The 20,559-nt window shown below is 69.8% G+C and carries 17 protein-coding genes; 4 read left to right on the forward strand and 13 right to left on the reverse strand.

Going from position 1 to position 20,559, the window contains the following annotated elements; genetic code table 11:
• Positions 1-49: 49 nt before the first annotated feature.
• The 5 genes from ACFWN2_RS06800 to ACFWN2_RS06820 form a co-directional block, all read right to left on the reverse strand.
• Positions 50-1,345 carry an alpha-glucosidase/alpha-galactosidase gene (locus ACFWN2_RS06800; protein WP_382425349.1) on the reverse strand — a complete coding sequence of 432 codons (1,296 nt, stop codon included), beginning with the start codon at positions 1,343-1,345 and terminating at the stop codon, positions 50-52.
• 74 nt (positions 1,346-1,419) lie between these two features.
• A complete protein-coding gene (locus ACFWN2_RS06805) occupies positions 1,420-2,328 on the reverse strand; it encodes an SIS domain-containing protein (RefSeq protein ID WP_382425350.1) in 909 nt (302 codons plus the stop codon).
• A gap of 23 nt (positions 2,329-2,351) precedes the next feature.
• On the reverse strand, positions 2,352-3,158 hold the full coding sequence (locus tag ACFWN2_RS06810; RefSeq protein ID WP_382425352.1) for a carbohydrate ABC transporter permease: 807 nt from the start codon (positions 3,156-3,158) through the stop codon (positions 2,352-2,354).
• Complete coding sequence (locus tag ACFWN2_RS06815) at positions 3,155-4,069, reverse strand: carbohydrate ABC transporter permease (protein ID WP_382425353.1); 915 nt, start codon at positions 4,067-4,069, stop codon at positions 3,155-3,157. Before ACFWN2_RS06815 ends, ACFWN2_RS06810 begins: the two co-directional genes overlap by 4 nt.
• Positions 4,066-5,334 (reverse strand): ABC transporter substrate-binding protein, encoded by a 1,269-nt coding sequence (locus ACFWN2_RS06820; RefSeq protein ID WP_382425354.1) that lies wholly within the window; start codon positions 5,332-5,334, stop codon positions 4,066-4,068. Before ACFWN2_RS06820 ends, ACFWN2_RS06815 begins: the two co-directional genes overlap by 4 nt.
• A gap of 176 nt (positions 5,335-5,510) precedes the next feature.
• Here ACFWN2_RS06820 and ACFWN2_RS06825 point away from each other — a divergent pair, with 176 nt between their 5' ends.
• Entirely contained in the window at positions 5,511-6,359 is an 849-nt protein-coding gene (locus ACFWN2_RS06825; protein WP_382425356.1) for an endo alpha-1,4 polygalactosaminidase, read from the forward strand.
• Here ACFWN2_RS06825 and ACFWN2_RS06830 read toward each other — a convergent pair.
• Positions 6,338-7,078 (reverse strand): DUF2306 domain-containing protein, encoded by a 741-nt coding sequence (locus tag ACFWN2_RS06830; RefSeq protein WP_382425358.1) that lies wholly within the window; start codon positions 7,076-7,078, stop codon positions 6,338-6,340. The two genes, ACFWN2_RS06825 and ACFWN2_RS06830, sit on opposite strands and share 22 nt — an antisense overlap.
• 103 nt (positions 7,079-7,181) lie before the next feature.
• On the opposite strand from ACFWN2_RS06830, the gene ACFWN2_RS06835 reads away from it, so the two are divergent.
• Positions 7,182-7,934, forward strand: a complete 753-nt coding sequence (locus ACFWN2_RS06835; protein ID WP_382425360.1) for a TetR/AcrR family transcriptional regulator — start codon at positions 7,182-7,184, stop codon at positions 7,932-7,934.
• Here ACFWN2_RS06835 and ACFWN2_RS06840 read toward each other — a convergent pair whose 3' ends face one another.
• Positions 7,935-8,948 (reverse strand): NAD(P)-dependent alcohol dehydrogenase, encoded by a 1,014-nt coding sequence (locus tag ACFWN2_RS06840; protein WP_382425361.1) that lies wholly within the window; start codon positions 8,946-8,948, stop codon positions 7,935-7,937. It lies immediately after the preceding gene.
• Between the two features lie 103 nt (positions 8,949-9,051).
• Here ACFWN2_RS06840 and ACFWN2_RS06845 point away from each other — a divergent pair, with 103 nt between their 5' ends.
• Positions 9,052-9,621: a TetR family transcriptional regulator gene (locus ACFWN2_RS06845; RefSeq protein WP_382425363.1), complete on the forward strand. Its 570-nt coding sequence runs from the start codon at positions 9,052-9,054 to the stop codon at positions 9,619-9,621.
• Between the two features lies 1 nt (position 9,622).
• Here ACFWN2_RS06845 and ACFWN2_RS06850 read toward each other — a convergent pair whose 3' ends face one another.
• Positions 9,623-10,069, reverse strand: a complete 447-nt coding sequence (locus ACFWN2_RS06850; RefSeq protein WP_382425365.1) for a VOC family protein — start codon at positions 10,067-10,069, stop codon at positions 9,623-9,625.
• 62 nt (positions 10,070-10,131) lie between these two features.
• On the opposite strand from ACFWN2_RS06850, the gene ACFWN2_RS06855 reads away from it, so the two are divergent.
• Positions 10,132-11,097 carry a helix-turn-helix transcriptional regulator gene (locus tag ACFWN2_RS06855; protein ID WP_382425367.1) on the forward strand — a complete coding sequence of 322 codons (966 nt, stop codon included), beginning with the start codon at positions 10,132-10,134 and terminating at the stop codon, positions 11,095-11,097.
• A gap of 30 nt (positions 11,098-11,127) precedes the next feature.
• Here ACFWN2_RS06855 and ACFWN2_RS06860 read toward each other — a convergent pair whose 3' ends face one another.
• From ACFWN2_RS06860 to ACFWN2_RS06880, 5 genes are all read right to left on the reverse strand, one after another.
• Positions 11,128-12,783, reverse strand: coding sequence for a cellulose binding domain-containing protein (locus tag ACFWN2_RS06860; protein ID WP_382425368.1), 1,656 nt, complete (start codon positions 12,781-12,783; stop codon positions 11,128-11,130).
• On the reverse strand, positions 12,780-15,050 hold the full coding sequence (locus ACFWN2_RS06865) for a cellulose binding domain-containing protein (protein WP_382425369.1): 2,271 nt from the start codon (positions 15,048-15,050) through the stop codon (positions 12,780-12,782). Before ACFWN2_RS06865 ends, ACFWN2_RS06860 begins: the two co-directional genes overlap by 4 nt.
• Positions 15,051-15,225: 175 nt before the next feature.
• Positions 15,226-16,581 carry a flavin monoamine oxidase family protein gene (locus ACFWN2_RS06870; RefSeq protein WP_382425371.1) on the reverse strand — a complete coding sequence of 452 codons (1,356 nt, stop codon included), beginning with the start codon at positions 16,579-16,581 and terminating at the stop codon, positions 15,226-15,228.
• 45 nt (positions 16,582-16,626) lie between these two features.
• Positions 16,627-18,027: a radical SAM protein gene (locus ACFWN2_RS06875; RefSeq protein ID WP_382425373.1), complete on the reverse strand. Its 1,401-nt coding sequence runs from the start codon at positions 18,025-18,027 to the stop codon at positions 16,627-16,629.
• Complete coding sequence (locus tag ACFWN2_RS06880; protein WP_382425375.1) at positions 18,027-20,543, reverse strand: glycosyltransferase; 2,517 nt, start codon at positions 20,541-20,543, stop codon at positions 18,027-18,029. Before ACFWN2_RS06880 ends, ACFWN2_RS06875 begins: the two co-directional genes overlap by 1 nt.
• Positions 20,544-20,559 lie beyond the last annotated feature (16 nt).

Below are 20,559 nucleotides of genomic sequence, written 5' to 3' on the forward strand. Positions count from 1 at the left end.
TGCTCGGTTTGGTGTTGAATGACCGGGAATCACGCAAGTTGTGTGCTCGTTATGTCCTCCGCAGCGCCGCGGGCAGCAGGTCGCCGTGCGCCGTCGTCATGGCCGCCACGAGGTCGTCGATCTGGCCGGCGGTCAGGGCCGCCGCGGTCGCCGGGTCGCACAGCGCGGCGTGCCGGACGTGGGCCGGGTCGCCCTCGACGGCCGCGGCCACGGTCAGCTCGACGACGTTGAGGAAGCTCCGGTTGACCGCCGCGAGCTGACGGGGCAGTGCGCCGACGCGGTGCGGGTGCACACCGAGCCGGTCGAGGGTCGCGGGCACCTCCACGGCGGCGCCCTCGGGCAGGTTGGAGATCAGGCCGTGGTTCGCGACGTTCACCTGGATCGTGCGCTGACGACCGGTGACCAGGCTGTGGATCACCTGCGGCGCGTACTCGACGGCGTCGTCGGCCAGCGGCGGCAAGGGCTCACCGGCGGTGAGCGCGTCGCGGGTCTTCTCGTACGTGGCCACGTTCTCGGCGCTGATCGTCGCGTAGTCGCGGACCGGGATCCGCAGTCGCTCCACTTCGGACTCGTGCCGCAGGTACCACGGCACGTACTCGGAGGAGTGCTCGCTGGTCTCCGTCGGGTAGAAGCCGAGCCGGCGGTACAGGTCCACGCGCACCCGCCGCGCCAGTCCGGGGTCGGCGGCGATGGCGGCGTCCAGCGCCGGGTACAGGTCGCGGCCCTGGTGCTGCCACCGCAGGATCCACGCCTGGTGGTTCACGCCGGCCGACAGGAAGTCGACCTCGTCGTGCGGGACGCCTACCAGCGCGCTCAGGTCGTGGATCGTCCAGTACACCGAGTGGCACAGCCCGACGGCCTTCAGCCGCGGCGCCACGGTCGCGAGGTACTGGATGTTCATCGCCATCGGGTTGGTGTAGTTCAGCAACCACGCGTCCGGGCACACGGCGAGCATGTCGGCGGCGAGCCCGTCGAGGAACGGGAACGTGCGCAAGCCGCGGAAGATCCCGCCGATGCCGAGCGTGTCGCCGATGGTCTGCCGCAGCCCGAACGACTCCGGCACGTCGAAGTCCCGCATCGTCGCCGCGTGACCGCCGATCGCAACCATGTTGACGACGACGTCCGCGCCCTCCAGCGCCTCGCGGCGCGAGAGCGAGGTGCGGATCCGGGCACCGGTGGAGCCCGCGGCCAGGCGGGCCAGTCCGGCGGCCACCTCCAGCCGTTCGGGATCGATGTCGTGCAACGAGATCGCGCAGTCGGCGAGCTCGGGGAACGACAGGACGTCGCGGAGCAGCTGGCGGGTGAACTCTACGGAACCCGCGCCCACGAACGCGATGGTGAACATTGATCAGCCTTCCAGTGCGAAAGTCGGGTGGCAGGCGAACGCCGGGCAGCGGGCAAGCGCCACCGTCGGCTCCTTCACGGCGTGCCGTCGAGGATCACCGACCGGCTCAGGTTGCGCGGCGTGTCGGGGTCGAGTCCCCGCAGCAGCGCCACCTCCACGGCCAGCCGGTGCACGGACACGAGCTCCGCGAGCGGGTCGCGGTCGCGGGCGAGCCACCTGCCGCCGGTCGCGGCGACGTCGGAGTCGAGGCCCTCGGGCGCCGGGCCGAACACCCACACCAGCGAGCCCTCGTCGGTGATCGCGATCGGTCCGTGCCGGTACTCGGCGGCCGGGTAGGACTCGGTCCAGCTCAGCGACGCCTCGCGCATCTTGAGCGCGGCCTCGGCGGCCAGGCCGGTGGTCCAGGGCGCGCCGCCGAGGAACGTGAACTGGTCGCGCTGCACCAGGTCCGCGGGCACCGGTTCGGCGAGGGCCTGTTCGGCGTCGAGGATCGCGCGCTCCAGGCTTTCGCCGAGGTGGGTGCGCAGCAGGACGAGCGCGGTGGTCGCGAACCGGGTCTGGACGACCGAGCGTTCGTCGGCGAACTCCAGCGCCACCACCTGGTCGGCCAGTGCGGTCACCGGGGTGCCGGGGGTGCCGACGATCGCTGTAGTCGGGACGGTCAGCCGCCGCACCACGTCGATGACCTCGGTCGTCGTACCGGAGCGGGTCAGTGCCACGACGCGGTCGTAGGTGCGGCCGAACGGGAACTCGGACGCGGCGAACGCGTCGGTCTCGCCGTGGCCCGCGTCCTCGCGCAGCCGGGCGTAGGCCTGGGCCATGAACAACGACGTGCCGCAGCCGACGACGGCGACGCGTTCGCCGTGCCGGGGCAGGGCTACGACGACGTCCGGGGCGGCGGCGAGCGCGACGGCTCGGCGCCAGCAGCCGGGCTGGGTCGCGATCTCCGCTGCGGTGTGCTGTGCGGCGGACCTGATGTGCATGGCGGAATCCTCCGGTCGATCGGTCACTTGATGCCCGCCGCGGCCACCGACCGCACGAAGAACCGCTGGGCGAAGAAGAAGACGAGCAGGACGGGCAACTGGCTGAGCACGGTGCCGGCCATGAGCTTCGGCCAGTTCGTGGTGTGCGCGCCCTGGAAGCTCTGCAGTCCCAGCTGGACGGTCATCACCTCCGGGCTCTGGACGGCGATGAGCGGCCACAGGAAGTCGTTCCAGGTCTGCAGGAACGTCAGCACGGCCAGGGTCGCGAGCGTCGGCCGCATCAGGGGCAGCAACACCTGGAGCAACGTCCGCAGCCTGCTCGCCCCGTCGATCCGCGCGGCCTCCTCCAGCTCCCTCGGCAGCGTCGTGAAGAACTGCCGCATCAGGAACACGCCGAACGCGGTGGCGAGGTTGGGGGCGATCAACGCGCCGAGCGTGTCGACCAGCCCGAGCGACCTCATCATGATCAGCAGCGGCAGCATGACGATCTGGAACGGCACCATCAGCGTCGCGAGCATCAGCACGAACGCCACCTTGCCGCCGATGAACGGGATGCGCGCGAACGCGTACCCGGCCAGCGAGCAGAGCAGCAGGTTGCCGGCAACGCAGACGACGGACACCACCAGGCTGTTGCCGAGCCACGAACCGAGGGGCGCGTCGTTCATCGCCGCCGCGTAGTTCTCCCACTCGAACCCGCTGGGCAGGCCGGGCGGGAACCGCCGCGACTCCTCCCGCGTGGAGATCGACACGAGCAGCATCCACACCAGCGGCGTCACCATGACGGCCGAGAGCGGCAGGAGGATCAGGTGCAGCGCGCTGGGCCTTCTCATCGGACCTCGTAGTGGGACGTGCGGCGGTTGAACCGCAGCTGGACGAGCGTGAACGCGCCGATCACCAGGAACACCGCGCAGCCGATCGCCGCCGCGTACCCGCCGTCGAAGCTGACGAACGCCTCGTTGTAGAGGTGGTAGACGAGCACGGTGGTCGCGCGCAGCGGGCCGCCCTTGGTCGTCACGTACACCGCGTCGAAGAGCTGCAGGCCGTTGATCGTGAGCCACACCAGCAGGAAGCCCGTGGCGGGCGCGACCAGCGGCAGTTCGACGTGCCAGAACGACCTGGCGCGGCCGCAACCGTCCAGAGAGGACGCTTCGATCAGGTCCTTCGGCACGTTCTGCAGCGCTGCCAGGTAGATGATGACCGCGAAGCCGAGCCAGCCCCACACCGTCATCGCCACGACGGCGAACAGCGCCTGGCCGGGATCGGAGAAGAACCCCTGCTTGGGCAGGCCGACGGCGTCGAGCGCGGCGTTGACCAGGCCGAACTGCGGGTTCGCGAGCCAGCTGAACATGATGCCGGTCGCGACGGTCGAGGTCACCAGCGGCACGGACACGGCGAGCCGGTAGAACACGACGCCGCGGATCTTCTGGTTGAGCATCACCGCGATCGGCAGCGCGAGCGCGAGCGTGACCGGCACGAACAGCACGACGTAGACGAGGGTGCGCCTGGCCGCGTCCCAGAACAGCGGGTCGGCGACGAGCTTGGCGTAGTTGTCGCCGCCCGCGAACGTGCCGGGCGAGGTGAGGTCGGTGTGCTGGAACGACAGCACGAACGACCACACCACCGGGACGAGGCCGAACACGCCGATGAGAATCACCGCGGGCGCGGCGAAACCCCACCCGGCGAGGTGGTCCTCCAGCTTGCGCCGGTCCACTCCCGAACGCCCCCCGACCTCCGCCGTCACGAGGCCGCCAGCTCCTGGTCGACCTCGGCGGTCGCCTGGTCGAGGGCCGCCTGCGGTTCGGCCTGGCCGAGCAGGACGGACTGCACGGCGGTGCCGAGGATCTGCGAGATCTTGGGGTACTGCGGGATGTTCGGCCGCGCCTTGGTGACGTTCTTCGCGAGGTTGTCGACGAACACCTTGGTGCCGGGGTACTTGACCTCGAACTCGGCGTAGCCCGCGAGGTCCACTTCGGACTGCCGGATCGGCAGGTGCCCGGTCTCCATCGCGAACTCCAGGTGGATCTCGGCGGAGAGCAGCCACTTCAGGAACGGCAGCGCGTTCTTGCGGCCGTTCTCCCCGAAGACGACGAACGTGTCCGGGCCCGCGATCGTGGCGTGGTTGACCTTGCCGGGCAGGATCTGCACGCCGTAGGACACGTCCTCGTTGATGGCGCCGAGGTCCCACGGGCCGGTCCAGAGCATGCCGATGCGGCCGGAGTTGAAGAGGTTGAGGTACTGCTGGTCGCCCGCGTCCAGGTACACCGACTTGTCCGTGACGGCCATGTCCCGCAACAACCCCATGGCCTGGCGGCCCGCGTCGGAGTTGAACGCCGCCTTCTTGCCGTCCGCGGCGAGCAGATCGCCGCCCGCCTGCCAGAGCAGGGCGAGGAAGCGCCAGACCGTGTCCTCGGTGCCGTCGTTGACGTAGGCCCAGCCGAAGCGTCCGTCGGCGGTGAGCTTCTGCGCGGCGGAGCGGAAGTCGTCCCAGGTCCACTGCTCGGTCGGGGGCGCGATCTTGGCTTCGTCGAACAGCTTCTTGTTGTAGACGAGGGAGAGGTTGTCGACGAGCGCGGGGACGCCGTAGATCTTGCCGTTGACCGTCGCGGCCTCGCGTCCGGCCGGGAAGAGGTCGTCCCAGTCGAACGCCGAGTCGCCGCGCAGCAGGTCGGTGAGGTCCTGGGTCTGCGGGCGGTCGATGAGGCCGGTGAGCGAGGAGCCGTACTGGTAGGCGACCTCGGGCGGGTTGCCGGACGCGAACGAGGCCAGCGTCTTCTGCAGCACGTTGTCGTTGCCACCGTTGAACACCGCCTCGACCTGCTGCTCGGGATGCGTCGAGTTCCAGCGCGCGACGAGCTTGTCGAGCGCGGCGGCCTCCTTGTCGGTGTAGCCGTGCCACACCTTGACCTTGCCGTCGCCGCCGGAGCCCGATCCGCAGGCGGCCGTCATGACGAGCGTGGCGCCCATCATCAGCACCGTGCGGCGACTCAGCCCTCTGCCGTGCGCCATGTCGACTCCCTCGCGTGGTGGGTCCCGGCTGTGTGGTCGCGAACACTAAGCGCGAATCGCTCAAACAAGCAAGCATTCTGACCGAATGAGATTGCTTGCTGGTCACTTCGTCCGCTTCTCGCTACTGTCGCTCAGACCCGATCACCACTTCTGATCGATCAAGGAGACAGGCGCCTATGAAGTCCCCTGCACGCGCCCTCACCGGCTCCGCACTCGCCGCACTGGCGTTGGCGGCCTGCGTGGCCGGACCCCTGACCTCGGCCAGCTCGGCGGAGGGCATCTCCGCGGCGGCGGTGGAGCTGCCACCGGCCGGTGCCGTCCTCGACTACCAGCTCGGCGCGGCCTACACGCCGCCGCGGGGCGTGAACCTCGTGACCCGCGACGCCACCGCGACACCGGCGCCCGGCATCTACAACATCTGTTACGTCAACGGTTTCCAGACCCAGCCCGGTGACCGGAACGTCTGGCTGAACCAGCGCGGGCACCTGATCCTCAAGGACTCGCGCGGCAACCCGATCATCGACCCGAACTGGCCGGACGAGTTCCTGCTCGACACCTCGACGTCGGCCAAGCGCACCGAGCTCGCCGGGATCATCGGCGCGACGATCGACACGTGCGCGAACAAGGGCTTCAAGGCCGTCGAGGTGGACAACCTCGACTCCTACCTGCGGTCCAAGGGCAAGCTGACGGTCGGCAACAACCTGGCCTACGCCAAGCTGCTCGCCGACCGCACCCACAACCGGGGCCTCGCGATCGGCCAGAAGAACTCGGCGGAGCAGGCCGCGCGCGGACGCTCCGAGGTCGGCTTCGACTTCGCGGTCTCCGAGGAGTGCCACCGGTGGGAGGAGTGCGCGTCGTACTCCGACGTGTACGGCTCACGCGTGATGGACATCGAGTACACCGATGACCTGCGCGGCACGTTCGAGGACGTGTGCAACGACCCGGACACCCCTGCCACCACCACGTTGCGCGACCGCTACCTCGTCGGGCCCGGCGACTCGGACTACGCGTTCGACCACTGCTGACGACCGGCCGGCTCGTGGGCACTCCGCTCACGAGCCGGGCGGCGGGGCCTGCGCCGCTCCAGAATCCAGTCCGTGAGCAGCAGCAGGAGCAGTGGGCTCAGCCAGACTCCGATGCTCGTCGCCGTGTTGCGCATGAGCTCCTCGCTGCCCCCGAACGCCGAGTCGACCCGCGGCGTCAGCACGATCACGGCCGGGACGTTGATGACGCGGCTCAACGCGATCGACATCGCGAGCGCGAAGCTGCGGGACATCCACCGGCGGTGCTCGTCGTAGCGCCGCTTCAGCGCCATGCGCAGTCCGATGACCGTGACGACGAGCCACAGCGCCGACCCGGCGAGGTTGGCCACCAGCACCGACGGGCCGGCAGCGGTGTGCCAGCCGATGTAGAGGCCGAGCACACCCGCGGGCAGCGCCCCTGCGTAGACGTAGATCCGCCCGGTGATCCGGTGTCCCACCCGGTGACGCGCGCGGAACGCCGGCCAGACCTGGAAGCAGGCGGTGGCCATCGCGACCGCGCCGAAGAGCACGTGCGCCACCAGCAGCGGGTAGTAGAGGTCGTTGCCCTCCGGCGGTTCCAGCCGGGAGCGGGCGGGGTCGAACGTCAGGTAGGGCGGCACGGAGAACGCCAGGAACGCCGCGACCACCAGCATCAGCGGCACGATCCAGGGTCGCCGCCACCAGACGACGTTCTGGCGGGTGGGTGTCGCGTTCGAGTTCATCGCAGTCCGTTCAGGTGGGGACCAAAACTATGTACACCATACATAGAAACGTATGTCGTACATAGTTTTAGGATGGCACCCGACGACCGAACGGGATGGGCGGATGACGACACGTGACAGCAAGGGCCCTGACCTGGAGCGCAGCCTCACGCTGCTCTGGTCGGGCCGCACCCGTGGCCGGCGCGGCCCCCGGTCCCGGCTCAGCGTGGAGCTGATCGCGCAGGCCGCGGTCCGGGTCGCGGACGCCGACGGGCTGGAGGCGCTGTCGATGCAGCGGGTCGCCACCGAGCTCGGCTACTCGACGATGTCGCTCTACAACCACGTCCCGAGCAAGGACCTGCTGCTGGAGGTGGCGGCGGACGTCGGCGCCGGCGCTCCCCCGGACCTCGGCGACACCGCGGACTTCCGCCGGGCGGTGCGCCAGTGGGTCGGCGCGCTGTGGGCCGGCTTCCACAGCAGGCCCTGGATGCTGCGCGTCCCGCTCGACCACGCGCCCGTCGGCCCCAACCAGCTCGCGTGGCTGGACCGCCTGCTGCGCCCGTTGCTGGCGGCGGGTCTGGCCGGCGGTGAGGCCCGTGCGGCGGCCCTGCACCTGACAGCGGTCGTCCGCGGCACGGCGCAGATCAGCATGAACATGGCCGCCGAGGCCAAGGGCGGCAACGGACTCCCGCACGCCGGTCTCGCCAGGGTCGTCACCGAGCTCGTCGACCCCGAGGACTACCCGGCGCTGACGGCCGTCCACGCCGCGGAGGCCGCCGCCCCCGCACCCGCGGACGACTCCCTGCCGTTCGAGCTCAGCTTCGGTGTGGACCGGTTCCTGGACGGCGTCGAGGGATGGGTGGCCGCCCGGCGCTGATCACGCGAACTCGACCACGGCCCGGTACCGCGTGCTTCCCTCGCGGACGCGGCCGAGCGCCTTCTCGAACTCCGCGACCCCGAACGTCTCCACCACCGGCCGGATGTCGTGCCGTGCGGCGAAGTCCAGCATCTGCCGGGTGTGCGCGGCGGACCCGACGATGCCGCCGACGACCCGCTTGGCGGCGGGCAGCAGGCTCATCGGAGACAGGGCGATGGGCTGCTCGGGCACACCGACGACGCACAACGTGCCCTGCGGCCGCAGCAGGCCGACGTAGTCGTCCCACGGCAGGTTCGCGGAGACCGTGCACAGGACGAAGTCGAACGAACCGGCCGCCGCCCGCAGTGCTCCTTCCTCACCGGACGCGATGAAGCCGGAGGCTCCGAAGCGTTCGGCGTCGGCCTTCTTGGCGGGCGTGGTCGAGATCGCGGTGACGTCGCAGCCCCACGCGGCCAGGAACTGGATCGCGAGGTGGCCCAGGCCGCCGATGCCGACGACGGCGACGCGGTCGGTGGGCCGGACGCCGTTGACCAGGAGCGGCGAGAACACCGTGGTGCCCGCGCACAGCAGCGGTGCCGCCTGCGCCGACGGGATCGCGTCGGGGATCGGGTGCACGTGCCGCCAGTCGCTCGCCCGCACGTGACCGGCGAACGCACCGCGGTCGCCGCGCATCACGGTGTCGTCCCTGGCCGGGCAGAGGTTGGTCTCGCCGCGCAGGCACCACTCGCAGTGGAAGCAGGAGCCGGCGATGGCCCCGACGCCGACGCGCCGGCCGACGGACAGGCCCTCGACCGCATTCCCCACGGCCTCGACGACACCGATCGCCTCGTGGCCCGCGACCACCGGGAAGCGGGAGATGCCGAACTCGTCGTCGAGCAGGCCGATGTCGGTGTGGCAGATGCCGCCGTGCGTGACCCGGACGTCGACCTCGTTCGCGCCCAACGGCCCGCTGTCGTACTCGTACGGCCGCAACGGTCCCCCGGCCTCGTGTGCCGCGTATGCCTGAACCCGCACGTCGATCACGTCCCCTCGACTAAAAGAAACTAGTTAGTTACTCCTCCAGGTAAGCATGAGGTGACAGATAGCGCAAACCAACGAGTTAGTTACTATGGTCGTCATGAACGACGGCAAAGCCACCAGGCAGCGGCTGCTCGACGCGGCCGCCGAGGAGTTCGCCACGTACGGCATCGCGGGCGCCAGGGTCGACCGCATCTCGGCCAACGCCAAGGCGAACAAGGCGCAGCTCTACGCCTACTTCGGCGACAAGGACCGCCTGTTCGACACGGTGTTCCAGACGCACGCCGACGAGCTCGTCACCGTCGTGCCGTTCACCGCCGACGACCTGCCCGGCTACGCCCTCGCCCTCTACGACTCCTGCCTGACCAGGCCGAACCTGGTGCGGCTCGCGACCTGGGCCCGGCTGGAACGGATCCCCGCCGGCGTTCTCGTCACGTCGATGCCCGAGGCGACGGAACGCAAGCTGGCGGCGATCGCGGACGAGCAGCGGGCCGGGCGGATCGATCCGGCGCTGGAACCGGGTGACGTCCTCGCGATGGTGTCCATGCTCGCCCTCACCTGGTCCCCCGCCAGCCTCTTCTTCACCGCGACCGCGGCTGACGACGACACCGCCCACGAGCGCCGGCGCCGGGCACTCGCGGACGCGGTGCGCCGCGCCTTCAGGCCGTGACTCAGGCCTGGACGATCCAGGTCACGCCGAACCTGTCGGCGAGCATCCCGAACCCGGCCGCCCACTGCGAGGGGCCGAACTCCTCGATCACGGACGCGCCGTCGGACAGGCCGTCCCAGATCGGCTGGACCTCGTCGACCGAGGCTCCGCCCACCGACAGGAAGAACGGCTCCTTCGTGATCGTGGTGCCGTTCTCGCGGCGGGTCGTGGGCTCGCCGGACGCGACCGGCTCGTTCGCGCCGGGCACGTCGTAGGCGAGGACGCGGAACCCGTTGTCGGCCACGACCTCGCCGAACACGACGTTCTTGGCGCCGGGAACCTCGGCGGGCATGCCGAAGTCGGCGTAGGTGACGACGTTGATCTGTCCGCCGAAGACGGAGCGGTAGAACTCGAGCGCCTCCCGGGCCTGGCCGCGGAAGTTCAGGTGTGCAGTTGCGTTGAGTGCCATGGGAGAGACTTTGTCAGCAGTACCGGACAGGGAACGTCCGCTACTTGTGCGAAGCTGAGAACATGCCGATCGCGACTTCCACGACCACGTCAGGCCGCCTGCTGTCGCTGCTGTCCCTGCTCCAGGTCCGGCGCGACTGGCCGGGCCTGACGCTGGCCGAACGGCTGGGCGTCAGCGAACGCACCGTGCGCCGCGACGTCGACCGGTTGCGCGAGCTCGGCTACCTCGTCCACGCGGTCAAGGGCCCCGACGGCGGCTACCGGCTCGAAGCGGGCAGCCAGATGCCGCCCCTGCTGTTCGACGAGGAGCAGGCGGTCGCGCTCGCCGTCGCGCTGAAGATCGCCGTCGGCACGGGCGCGGGCATCGAGGAGGCCGCGGCGCGGGCGCTGACGACGGTGCGGCAGGTCATGCCGTCACGGCTGCGTCAGCGCATCGACTCGCTGGAGATCGAGTCGGCCGGACGCGGCACGCAGGTCGACACCGAGGTGCTGCTCGCGCTCAGTGGTGCCATCCGCGCGTGCGAGGAGCTGCGGTTCGACTACGCCTCCCCCGGCCGCCCGGAGTCCGCCGGGCCGCCGCGCCGGGTGCAGCCGCACCACCTCGTGGTCCGGTCGGGTCGCTGGTACCTCGTCGGGTGGAGTGCGGAACGCGAGGACTGGCGGACGTACCGCGCGGACCGCATGACGTTGCGCGTGCCGAACGGGCCGCGGTTCACGCCGCGCGAGGTGCCGGGCTGTGACGTGGCGGAGTTCCTGGCCGCGCGGTTCAAGGGTTCGGACACCAACGCGTGGCCGTGCCGGGGAGAGGTGGTCCTCGACCTGCCGCTCACCGAGGTGGCGCCGTTCGCCGGCGGTGGGACCGCCTCGGAGGCCGGTCCTGGACGGACCCGGTACGTGGCGGGCGCGTGGTCGTGGGCCGCGCTCGCGGCGAACCTCCTGCGGTTCGACGCGGACGTCGAGGTGGTCGGGCCGCAGGAGCTGCGGGACGCGTTCGCCGCGCTGTCGCAGCGCGCCGCCCGCGCCCGGTAGCCGTCACCGGGCGCGGTCCACTTAGGAGCGTTACGGCGTCACGGGTGCGTTGGTCAGCCCCTTCACCGCCCCGGTCACGGTGTTCGACGCGTACACGACGTTGGGCAGCGCCGAGCACTTCGACACCGAGGTGACGTTGATGGCGTACTGGCCCACGCCGCCGAGGTCGGAACGGTTGCCGCGCCACGTGTTGCCGCACCCGTTGGGCAGGGCCGGGGTGGTGCTGGTGTTGTGGGTCTCGTAGCCGTTGGCGAACGTGCCGGGGCTGCGGAACGTGCCGGTGTTGTCCTCGATCAGGTAGCCGATGCCCTTGACGTCGACCCACGAGTCGGCCGAGTTCTGGCCGGTGATGCCCTGGCCGTCGAACGTGTTGCCGCGGATCACGCCGTCGTAGGTGCCCTCCTTGACGTCGATCGCCTCGGCGGCGACGTTCGGGCCGATCCTGTTGCCCAGCACCTGGATCCGGTCGCTGCGGTCGATGCCGCCGTTGTTGCCGTGGCAGGCCCAGTTGGAGTTGGCGGAGCCGAGGTAGACGCCCTCGCCGTAGCCGGGCTGCACGAGGCCGGTGTCGGTGATCACCGAGTTGCGGATGACGCTGTCGGCCGACGAGCGCCGGAAGTGGACTGCCTCCTCGTCGAGGTGGTGCACCGACACCGAGTCGATCGTGGTGTGGTGCGAGTTGTCGAGGACGATGCCCTTCTTCGACTCCTGCACGGTGAACCCGGTGAGGTTCCAGTGCGGCGAGTCGAAGACCCACAGGCCGTAGCCGGAGTCCCAGCCCGCGGTGGGCGCGGGGCAGGACGGGGCCTCACCGGACGGGCCGTCGTTGATGATCACGGCCGTGCGCGGGCCGGTCAGGGTGATGGGCTGGGACGCGGTGCCCGCGCGGGCGTTGACGACGAACGAGCCGCGGTAGGTGCCCGCGGCGAGCCTGATCGTCTGGCCGGGCGTGGCCGCGGCCAGTGCCGCCTGGAGCTGGGCGGCGGTGGAGACGTCGACGGTGGTGCCGCCGCCGCTGCCGGGGCTGGTCGTGGCGCTCACCGGCGTGCTCGCGGCCGAGGTGTTGCCCGCCGCGTCCTTGGCGCGCACGGAGAACGAGTACGCGGTGGCTGCGGAGAGGCCGCTGATCGTGGCCGACGTGCCGGTGGTGGTCGTGGTGACCGCGCCGCCTTGCAGCACCTCGTAGCCGGTGACGCCGACGTTGTCCGTGGAGGCCGTCCAGGACAGCGCGACCGAACTCTGCGTCACGCCCGTGGACCTCAAACCCGTTGGCACCGTGGGCGCCTGGGTGTCGGTGGGCGGGGTGGTGCCGCACGGGGCGCCGTTGATGGTGCAGTTCGTGGGCAGGCTGCCGCCGGAGGCGTTGAAGCCGAACTTCACGCTCGCGCCCGGTTTGACGGCGCCGTTGAAGCCCGCGTTGGTGAACTTGTGGTGCTGGCCGGTGCTGGTGCGCACCGAACTCCACGAGCTGGTGATCGTGGTGCCGGACGGCAGGTCGAACTCGATCGTCCACGACGTGCTCGCGGTGTCACCGGAGTTGGTGATCGTCACGTCCGCGCCATAGCCGCCGTTCCACACGGAGGTCTGGGTGACCGCGGCCTTCAGCACCGGGGCGGCTTGGGCGGGTGCGCCGCTGAGCAGTGCCGCGACGGTCGCGGCTCCCACGGCGAGTGCTCGTGTCTTCATCGGGTGCCTCCGCAGGGGTTGCCGTTGAGCGTGCAGCCGGTGGGCAGGCCGGCGCCCGAGGCGTTGAACCCGAACTTCGTGGTGGCGCCGGGTTTGATCGCGCCGTTGAAGCCCGCGTTCGTGAACTTGTGGTGCTGGCCGGTGCTGGTCCGCACCGAACTCCAGGAGCTGCTGACCTTCGTGCCGGACGGCAGGTCGAACTCGACCGTCCACGACGTCGTCGCGGTGGCGCAGGCGTTGGTCAGGGTCACGTCCGCGCCGTAGCCGCCGTTCCACACCGAGGTCTGGGTGATCGCGGCGGTGAGGCACGAGCCCGGCGGCGGAGTGGTGGTGGTGGTGGTGGTGGTGGACGTAGTGGTGCTGGTCGGCGGGGTGCCGTTGATCGAGATGAGGAACAGGGACGCGGACGGGTCGGTCCTCGTCGCGTCCACGCCGTGGCCGCCGGTGAAGTCGCGCTGCTCGTTCGAGGCCCAGTCGGTGATGGGCGTGCCGCCGACATCGAGGTGCTGGTAGCCCGTGCCGTTCCAGCCGAACTGGTAGATCCGCGTGCGGTCGGCGTAGAAGTCGGTGAACGGGCCGCCGGTCGCGGTCTGCTTGGTCATGGTGTTGTTGAAGAAGACGTTGCGGGGGCCGGACGCGCCGGACCACTTGATCGCCTTCTTGCCGGCGCCCCACCAGATCGGGAACCAGTTGGAGTTGTCGGGACCGCCGCCGCCCTCCTCGCCGCAGTTGGCGCGGCAGTTGGCGGAGCGGTGCGCGTAGGGCACCCGGACGGTGTTGAGCTCGAAGAGGTTGTTGCGCTCCCAGCCGCCGTGCAGGTTCAGGTCGGAGTCGAAGTCGTTGCCGATCACGACGTTGCCCGAGGCGGACCACTGGAACGTGAAGTGCCGCAGGTTGCGGGAGGTGTTGCCGGCGTAGAGCGAGTCCCACACGCGGGAGCCGCGGAAGTAGCCGTTGCCGCCCTTGCCCTTGTTCCACGAACCGTCCAGCTCGTTGTTCACGATCTGGAGGTTCTTGGCCTCCTCGGTGACGATCGGGTGCGACCCGGTCATGTCGGCGCGGACGCCGCGGACCCACGAGTTGGCCGCCCACTTGAAGACGATGCCGTGCATCTCGGCGGCGGGCGCCATGTTGCCGTAGTTGTTCACGGAGTCGGCCTGGTTCAGGCCCGGCATCGCCTGCATGAAGCCGAAGTCCTCGAAACCGACGCCCTCGACCGGGTCGACCAGCGGCGACACCTTGGAGTCGTACGGCGTGCCGTCGATCGGCGCCGAACCGTCCGAAGTGGAGTTGACGGGGACGTCGAACTCCAGCGGCCTGTCGAGCGTCACCACGTTCCCGGAGACCGAGGTGACGGTGAAGATCTGCTGCCGCATGTGCATGTTCAGCATCGGGTACGGCGTGCCGGTCGCCTGCTGCTGCTCGTAGAACTTGACCGAGTTGGCCGCGCGGACGTTGACGAACATGCCCGCCTTGATCCTGGACGCCGACTGCACGCTGACCGTGCGGTCACCGGTCCTCGCGGCGGCGGCCACCTTCGCGCCGACCTTCCAGTGCACGTTCACCGTGCCCTCGAAGATGTCCTTGCGGTTCTCCGGCGCCGCCGCGTGGTCGCTCGCGTAGCTCGGGTCGACCCCGCGCGACTGGACCCGGAACAGGCCTCGGCCCGGCCACAGCCAGCCGCCCTTGCCCGCGCCCGAGGTCATGCCGTCCTCGTCCCAGTCGGAACCGTCGGGCGTGAGCGCGTCGTAGAGGGTGTTCGCGTCGGGCCGGTAGGTGATCTTCGTGGCGTCCTTGCCGGCGCCGCGGATGATCAGGTGGTCGGCGTCCACGTGCAGTTCGCGCGACACGGCCAACTCGCCGGCGGGCAGCGTGATCAGGCTCAGTTTCGTGTAGCTCGCCGTGGGCGAACAGGTCGACTTGATCGAGTCGATCGCGGCCTGCAGACCGGCCGAGTCGTCCTGTCCGTCGTTCGGCCTGACGTTGAACTGGCTCGCGAGCTCGGCCGCGGTGATCTGACAGGCCGCGGCGGGGTTGACCTCCCCCGCGCCGGGCAGGTTCTGACCGCCCCGATATCCGGTCCTGCTCCAGTCGTACAACCCGCTGACGGGCGCCCGGCGGTTGCCCGCCGAGGTGTCCAGACCGGTCAGCGCACCCGCCCCCGGCGCCGCGCCGGCCACGTTCACCAGCACGGCGATGCCCGCCGCGGCGAGTGCGCCCGCGGTGCCGAGCGCGGCGGCTCGTCGCAGGCCTTGACTTCGGGACACGCTTGCCTCCAAAGGAACTGATTCGTGTCACGGTTGTGGGGCGGCTCACACCGTGGAGACGAATTGTGAATAGCTCCTCAGGCAGCGTCAATGATTCGCACTCAATTCGCGGAAATGTTCGAGTACGTGAAAAGTCAGGTATGTGAATTAGGGAATTGCGACCGTTTGCAGAACTCTATTCGGCGTTCTTGAAGGCGATCATCACCTCGTCGGCGGCACGTTCGCCGGACACGACGGCGCCTTCGAGAAAGCCGTTCCACACCGACGAGGTCTCGGTACCGGCCCAGTGCACGGTGCCGGTCGGCGCGCGCCAGCCGTGTTCACCGTGGTCGGTCCAGCCGCCGGGCGTCACGAAGCACCCGTAGCCGCCGATGGTCCAGCCGTCCTCCGACCACGCCATCTCGGCGTAGTCGACGGGCATCCGCGCTCGCGGTCCGGCCACCTCGTTCAGCGCAGCCAGAACCTCGGTGCGGCGAACGGAGTCGGGCGCGGTGGCCCAGCCGTCGACGCGGTCGCCGTGCAGGAACGCCACGAGCACGCCGGCCGAGCCGTCCTCCGGCGAGTTGTCGAACACCAGGCCCACGGGGCCGCGGCTGAGGAACGTGGCCGTGCCGGAGCGTTCCTTCCTGCGCCAGAACGGTTCCTCGTAGACGGCGTGCACCTTGGCGACCCTGCCCATCGGCGCATAGCCCGCCCAGCCCCGACGCGCGGGCGGGAGCACCGGGTCGAACGCGATCCGTTCCAGCGCGGCCGGGGGCACGGTGACGATCGCCCGGCGTGCGCGCACGACCCCGTTGGCGGTGACCGCCTCGACGCCGTCGGCGGTGTGCCGGATCGTCTGGACCGGCTCGCCGAGCCGCACGACTCCCGGCATCGACTCCGCCAGCGCCACGGCGACCGCGTCCCCACCGCCCGCGAAACGGGACTCCTGCGCGAAGCCGGTCTCCGTCAGCCGTTCGAACCCACCGGCCGAGGCCAGGCAGAACAGCACGTGGAAGAACGAGATCTCCCTGGGCTCACAGCACCACACGGCCTGCACGAGGAGCGCGAGCCGCCGTTGCGCGTCCTCGTCGTGGGTCTGCGCGGCGAAGTACTCCTCGGCGGACTGGGCGTCGAACTCCGCGAAGTTCGGGGTGCGCCAGGGCTCTTCGAGGTCGACGGTGACCCCGAGCTCGTCGAGCTGCGAGGTGACGCGGCCGTACTCGGCGACGCCGGGGCCGGAGTGGTCGGTGCGGGCGCCGTCGTGCCCGATCTCGGTGTGCGTGCCGGTCCGCCACGCGGGGAAGGTCCTGCCGAACCGGGCCGCGAGCTCGTGGAACCGTTGCTGGGACTGGCCGATCCACTGCGCGCCGTGGTCGACGCGGACCCCGGACGGCAGCTCCTCGCTGAACGCCCTGCCGCCGACCCGGTCCGCGGCCTCCAGCACGACGACGCCGAGCCCGGCCGTCACGAGACGGGAGGCGGCGGCCAGTCCCGCGTAGCCGGCACCGACGATCACGACGTCGGTCGAACCTTGATCCGCTGCAGTCACGCCGCACACGATTGGGCAGTGGCGGCCCTCAGTCAAGGTCTCCGGTCACAGCTCCGTGTTGATGATCGCCTCGACCAGCACCTCACCGTCGTCGGTCAGCGCGACTCCCCCGGCGTCGACCGTCACGAGTCCGCGTTCGGCCAGTGATCGGAACTTCTCCCGCCACGGACCGTCCTGCAACGAGCTGCCGAAACGGGCCTGGTGCAGGTCGTCGCGCACCGGCTGCAACGTCGACAGCGCCATCTTGACCGCACGGGCCTCGCGCGCGGTGGCGTCGAACCCGGTGGCCGAGCCCAGCGGCACCCTGCCCTCGTCGACCGCTTGGGCGTAGTGCTTCCAGTTCACGTCGGTGATCGCCTCGGACACCCGGCAGCTCGAACTGCCGCCCAGTCCGATCGCGACCTCGGCCTCCTGCTTGTCCTGGTCGACCATGATGGACTTCCACTTCTCCGGACCGAGGCCGTCGCGGGCGAAGTACATCGTGGGGTGCTCGTTGTAGCCGGCGGCGCGCAGGCCGTCCGTCAGCACCTCGCGCATCCGGTACTGCTCCTGCAGGGTGGGCCAGAAGTGCCCGTCCCGCACCAGCTTCTCGCGGTACTGCGGCAGCTGCCACGGCGCCGGCTGCTCCCCCGCCACCCCGGTCCTGGTCTCGGCGTAGGACTTCAGGTGCAGCTTGGTGCACACCACGGCGGTGACCTCGTTCTCCAGCACCACGTCGAGATCGCGCCTGACGCTGTCGACGGTCTGGTCCAGCAGGCCGTACATCAGGTCGATGCTGATCCACTCGAAGCCCGCGGCCTGGGCGTTGCGCACGAAGTCGACGCACATCTGCGCCGAGTGCTCGCGGCCGCACTCGCGCAGCACGTCGTCGTCGAACGACTGCACGCCGCTGGACAGCTTGGTGCAGCCCAGTTCCCGCAGCACCTCCAGCTTCGCCGGGGTGAACGTGCTCGGGTCGCCCTCGAAGCGGATCGTCGTGTCCTCGGTGAACCCGAAGTTGTCCCGGTAGAAGTCGAGCAACCGCCGGATGTCCTTCTCCGGCAACAGCGACGGGGTGCCGCCGAAGACGTTGAACTCACCGACGGGCGCGGTCGCGAGCTCCGGCACGCGGTGCAACCACAGCTCGGCCTCGCGGATGTTCCAGTCGACCCACTGCGTCAGCTTCTGCTCGTTGCGCCCGCCCTTGACCAGCACGACCGGGTACTGGCAGAAGCGGCACTTGTAGGCGCACGTGGGGATGTAGGACCAGAGGTGGATCGGGGCCGTGGTGGTGAGCTGGTCGCTCAGGTCGTTCAGGAAGTCCTCGACGCCGTAGCCGGGCACGTTGCCCGGGAACACGTGCGCGCCGAACGGGTCCTCGGTGACGTAGTCGAGCAGGTGCGCGTTGGCCGGGTCCTGCAACGCGGCCCACACCCTCGGTTCCGGATCCGTCAGAACACGATCCATCAGAACACGCCTCCATTGCCGAAGTAGTTGTGCGCCTCCCCCGACTCGCGGTCCTCGCAGTAGTACTTCACGAACTCGGCGAACCGCGCTTCCGGCACGTCGTCGAAGCACTCCGGCAACGGCGGCGGGAAGCCGATGTCCTCGCCGACGGTGGCGCGCAGCCTGGCGAAGATCTCGTCGCGGAACTCGAGGTACAGCCGGTAGGTCGGCGTCTTGTAGGAGTGGATCGGGACGAAGTCCACGACGCTCATCTCGGCCTTGATCTCCGCGACGCGCGCGCCGAGCCTGGCCGCCAGGTCGTCGCCGAAGAACTCGACCACCGCGTCCTCGTCCAGGAACGACGGTGTGAGCAGCACGGGGAGAATGGCGTTCTTCGGTGTGAAGTCCTTGATGGAGAACTCCCATGCCTGCAGCGCCTCGGCCTCGGTGAGGTCGGCGGTCTGCGCCGTCTCAGGCGCCTCCGGACGGATGTCGCGCATGACGATGATGCCGTCGCTGCCGTACGCGCGGCCGGTGATGACCTCGTCGATCGCGTGGTTGACGCGGCGCGGGTTGATCTCGACCTTCGACTTCGGGGCGTAGGCGATGTCGTGGCCGGAGCCGCGCACCCTGATGCCGAAGTCCCAGTCGTCGGACAGGTGGTTCACGAACCGCCCGCCCTGCAGCTGGTAGAAGATCTCGATGCCGCCGACGTCCTCGTAGGCGTCCCGTTCGACGGCGAAGCCCTTGCCGTCCGGGAAGCCGCCGAACAGCGAGAACGTCACCGCGCGGCACCGCAACGTGCGCTGGATGGCGTCCCACAGCCGTGGCCTGCCGACGAAGTGCTCGGCGTTGTAGTAGTAGTCGCACACCCCGATCGCGGCCTTGTCCTCGTCCATCACGGCGAGGAGCTCGGTGATCCACCGGCCGTCGACCCGGCAGTCCGCGTCGGCCGACAGCAGGTAGAAGCGCTCTCCCGGGTCCTTGCGGTTGCGGCTGCGGCGCACCGCGAACTCCATGCCCGCCCTCCGCGCGCACGCCACGCCCTGCTCGCGTTCGCTGATCACGTGGATGTCGACCGGTGAGGTCTCGGCGAACCTGCGCGCGATCTCGACCGTGTCGTCCGTGGAGTTGTTGTCCACCAGCACGATCTCGTACTTGCCCGGGTCGACGTCCTCCTGGTCCCGCAACGACCGCAGCACCGCCTCGATGTTCGCGGCCTCGTTCAGCACGGGCAGCACGACGCTGGCGCGGACGTCCGCGCCCATCACGGGCGGGAACAACGTGCTCACCAGGTCGTCCGCGACCTCTCGGGTGTGCGTGCCGAGCTGCCGGTTGTGCGCCACCACTTCGGCCCGCCTCTCCGCGTTCGTCATGAGTTCGTGGACCTGCCGGGCGAACTCCGCCGTCGGCAGGTCGTGCTTCACGATGTCGAGCACCGGCGCCTCGAAGCCCGCGTACACCGTGTCGTACAGGGCGTAGCGGCTCGCGATGTACGGCACTCCGGCCGCGATCGCCTCGCCGATGGGGTTGCCGTAGCTCTCGTAGTCGTACGACGTCAGGAACGACACGACGTCGGCGTGCGCCAGCAGGTCGCGCACCGAGAACCCCGGGCCGGCCGACTCGCACGGCTCCAGCACACCGCCGAACACGACGTCCACCCGCAGCTCCCCGGCGAGCGCGCGCAGCCTCGCGGTCTCGGCCGGGTCCTCCTCCGTGTCGCCGGCGACGAACAGGCACGTGCCCGGCAGCCGGGCCAGCAGGTGCAGGTCCCGGTCGATGCGCTTCTGCGGGATGATCCTCGTGCACCGGGCGATCAGCCTGGTGTCCGGCGCTATTCCGTGGTGTTCCCGGAAATCAGGCCGGCCTGGGCGACTTGGCGGCGTGAAGGTGTTCGGCAGCACGTCCAGGTTGCGCAGGTGCGGCATCCACTCCAGCGTGCGCCGCCGCGCCTCCTCGTGCAGCGCGAAGTAGTGGATGTGCGGCGAGTTCACCATCGGAGGCGTCGCCGGATAGGGAAAGCTCCCGTACTTCGCCGGCTCGCTCTGCCACATCAGGTCGTGATCACGCCACAGCACATATCTGCCGAGGTCATGTCTCGCACCGTAGATGGCAATGGCCTGGTAGAGCGCTTTGGTGTAGGTGACGTTCTCCGGCAACGTGCCGTTCTCGACCATGACGAGCTCGACACCGCGGTCTTCCCAGGTCCGGACGATCGCGTCGGCGAGTTCCCCGGTGACGCGATCGGTCCGCGGCGGCTCGTCGCGCCGCACGGACTCCAGCGTCGCCGCCACGAATTCCCGGTCGTATCCGGCAATGCGCCCGAGACCGTCGACGCGGTCCAGCGTGACCCATTCCGGCACGTGTTCGTGCCGGTAGTCGTGGAAGAAGCGGCCTTTGTCCGCCTTGATGTCGTACCCGAGGTCGAGATGTACGCGATAACCGCGGTCGGCGAAGGATTTCGAGGTTTTGAGGAATTCGACCACCACGCCCGACATGGCCGTGGCATCGAACGAGACACCCCAAAGCACCGGCATGGGCTGCTCCGTTTCG

It is taken from the genome of Lentzea sp. NPDC058436 (genome assembly GCF_042721515.1).
In the GTDB taxonomy this organism is placed as follows: Bacteria; Actinomycetota; Actinomycetes; order Mycobacteriales; family Pseudonocardiaceae; genus Lentzea.

Coding starts and splice junctions, on each gene's coding strand:
- ACFWN2_RS06875 (WP_382425373.1), bottom strand. CDS start 18,027: ATGGATCGTGTTCTGACGGATCCGGAACCGAGGGTGTGGGCCGCGTTG.
- ACFWN2_RS06820 (WP_382425354.1), bottom strand. CDS start 5,334: ATGGCGCACGGCAGAGGGCTGAGTCGCCGCACGGTGCTGATGATGGGC.
- ACFWN2_RS06805 (WP_382425350.1), bottom strand. CDS start 2,328: ATGCACATCAGGTCCGCCGCACAGCACACCGCAGCGGAGATCGCGACC.
- ACFWN2_RS06845 (WP_382425363.1), top strand. CDS start 9,052: ATGAACGACGGCAAAGCCACCAGGCAGCGGCTGCTCGACGCGGCCGCC.
- ACFWN2_RS06880 (WP_382425375.1), bottom strand. CDS start 20,543: ATGCCGGTGCTTTGGGGTGTCTCGTTCGATGCCACGGCCATGTCGGGC.
- ACFWN2_RS06850 (WP_382425365.1), bottom strand. CDS start 10,069: ATGGCACTCAACGCAACTGCACACCTGAACTTCCGCGGCCAGGCCCGG.
- ACFWN2_RS06855 (WP_382425367.1), top strand. CDS start 10,132: ATGCCGATCGCGACTTCCACGACCACGTCAGGCCGCCTGCTGTCGCTG.
- ACFWN2_RS06835 (WP_382425360.1), top strand. CDS start 7,182: ATGACGACACGTGACAGCAAGGGCCCTGACCTGGAGCGCAGCCTCACG.
- ACFWN2_RS06830 (WP_382425358.1), bottom strand. CDS start 7,078: ATGAACTCGAACGCGACACCCACCCGCCAGAACGTCGTCTGGTGGCGG.
- ACFWN2_RS06810 (WP_382425352.1), bottom strand. CDS start 3,158: ATGAGAAGGCCCAGCGCGCTGCACCTGATCCTCCTGCCGCTCTCGGCC.
- ACFWN2_RS06800 (WP_382425349.1), bottom strand. CDS start 1,345: ATGTTCACCATCGCGTTCGTGGGCGCGGGTTCCGTAGAGTTCACCCGC.
- ACFWN2_RS06825 (WP_382425356.1), top strand. CDS start 5,511: ATGAAGTCCCCTGCACGCGCCCTCACCGGCTCCGCACTCGCCGCACTG.
- ACFWN2_RS06860 (WP_382425368.1), bottom strand. CDS start 12,783: ATGAAGACACGAGCACTCGCCGTGGGAGCCGCGACCGTCGCGGCACTG.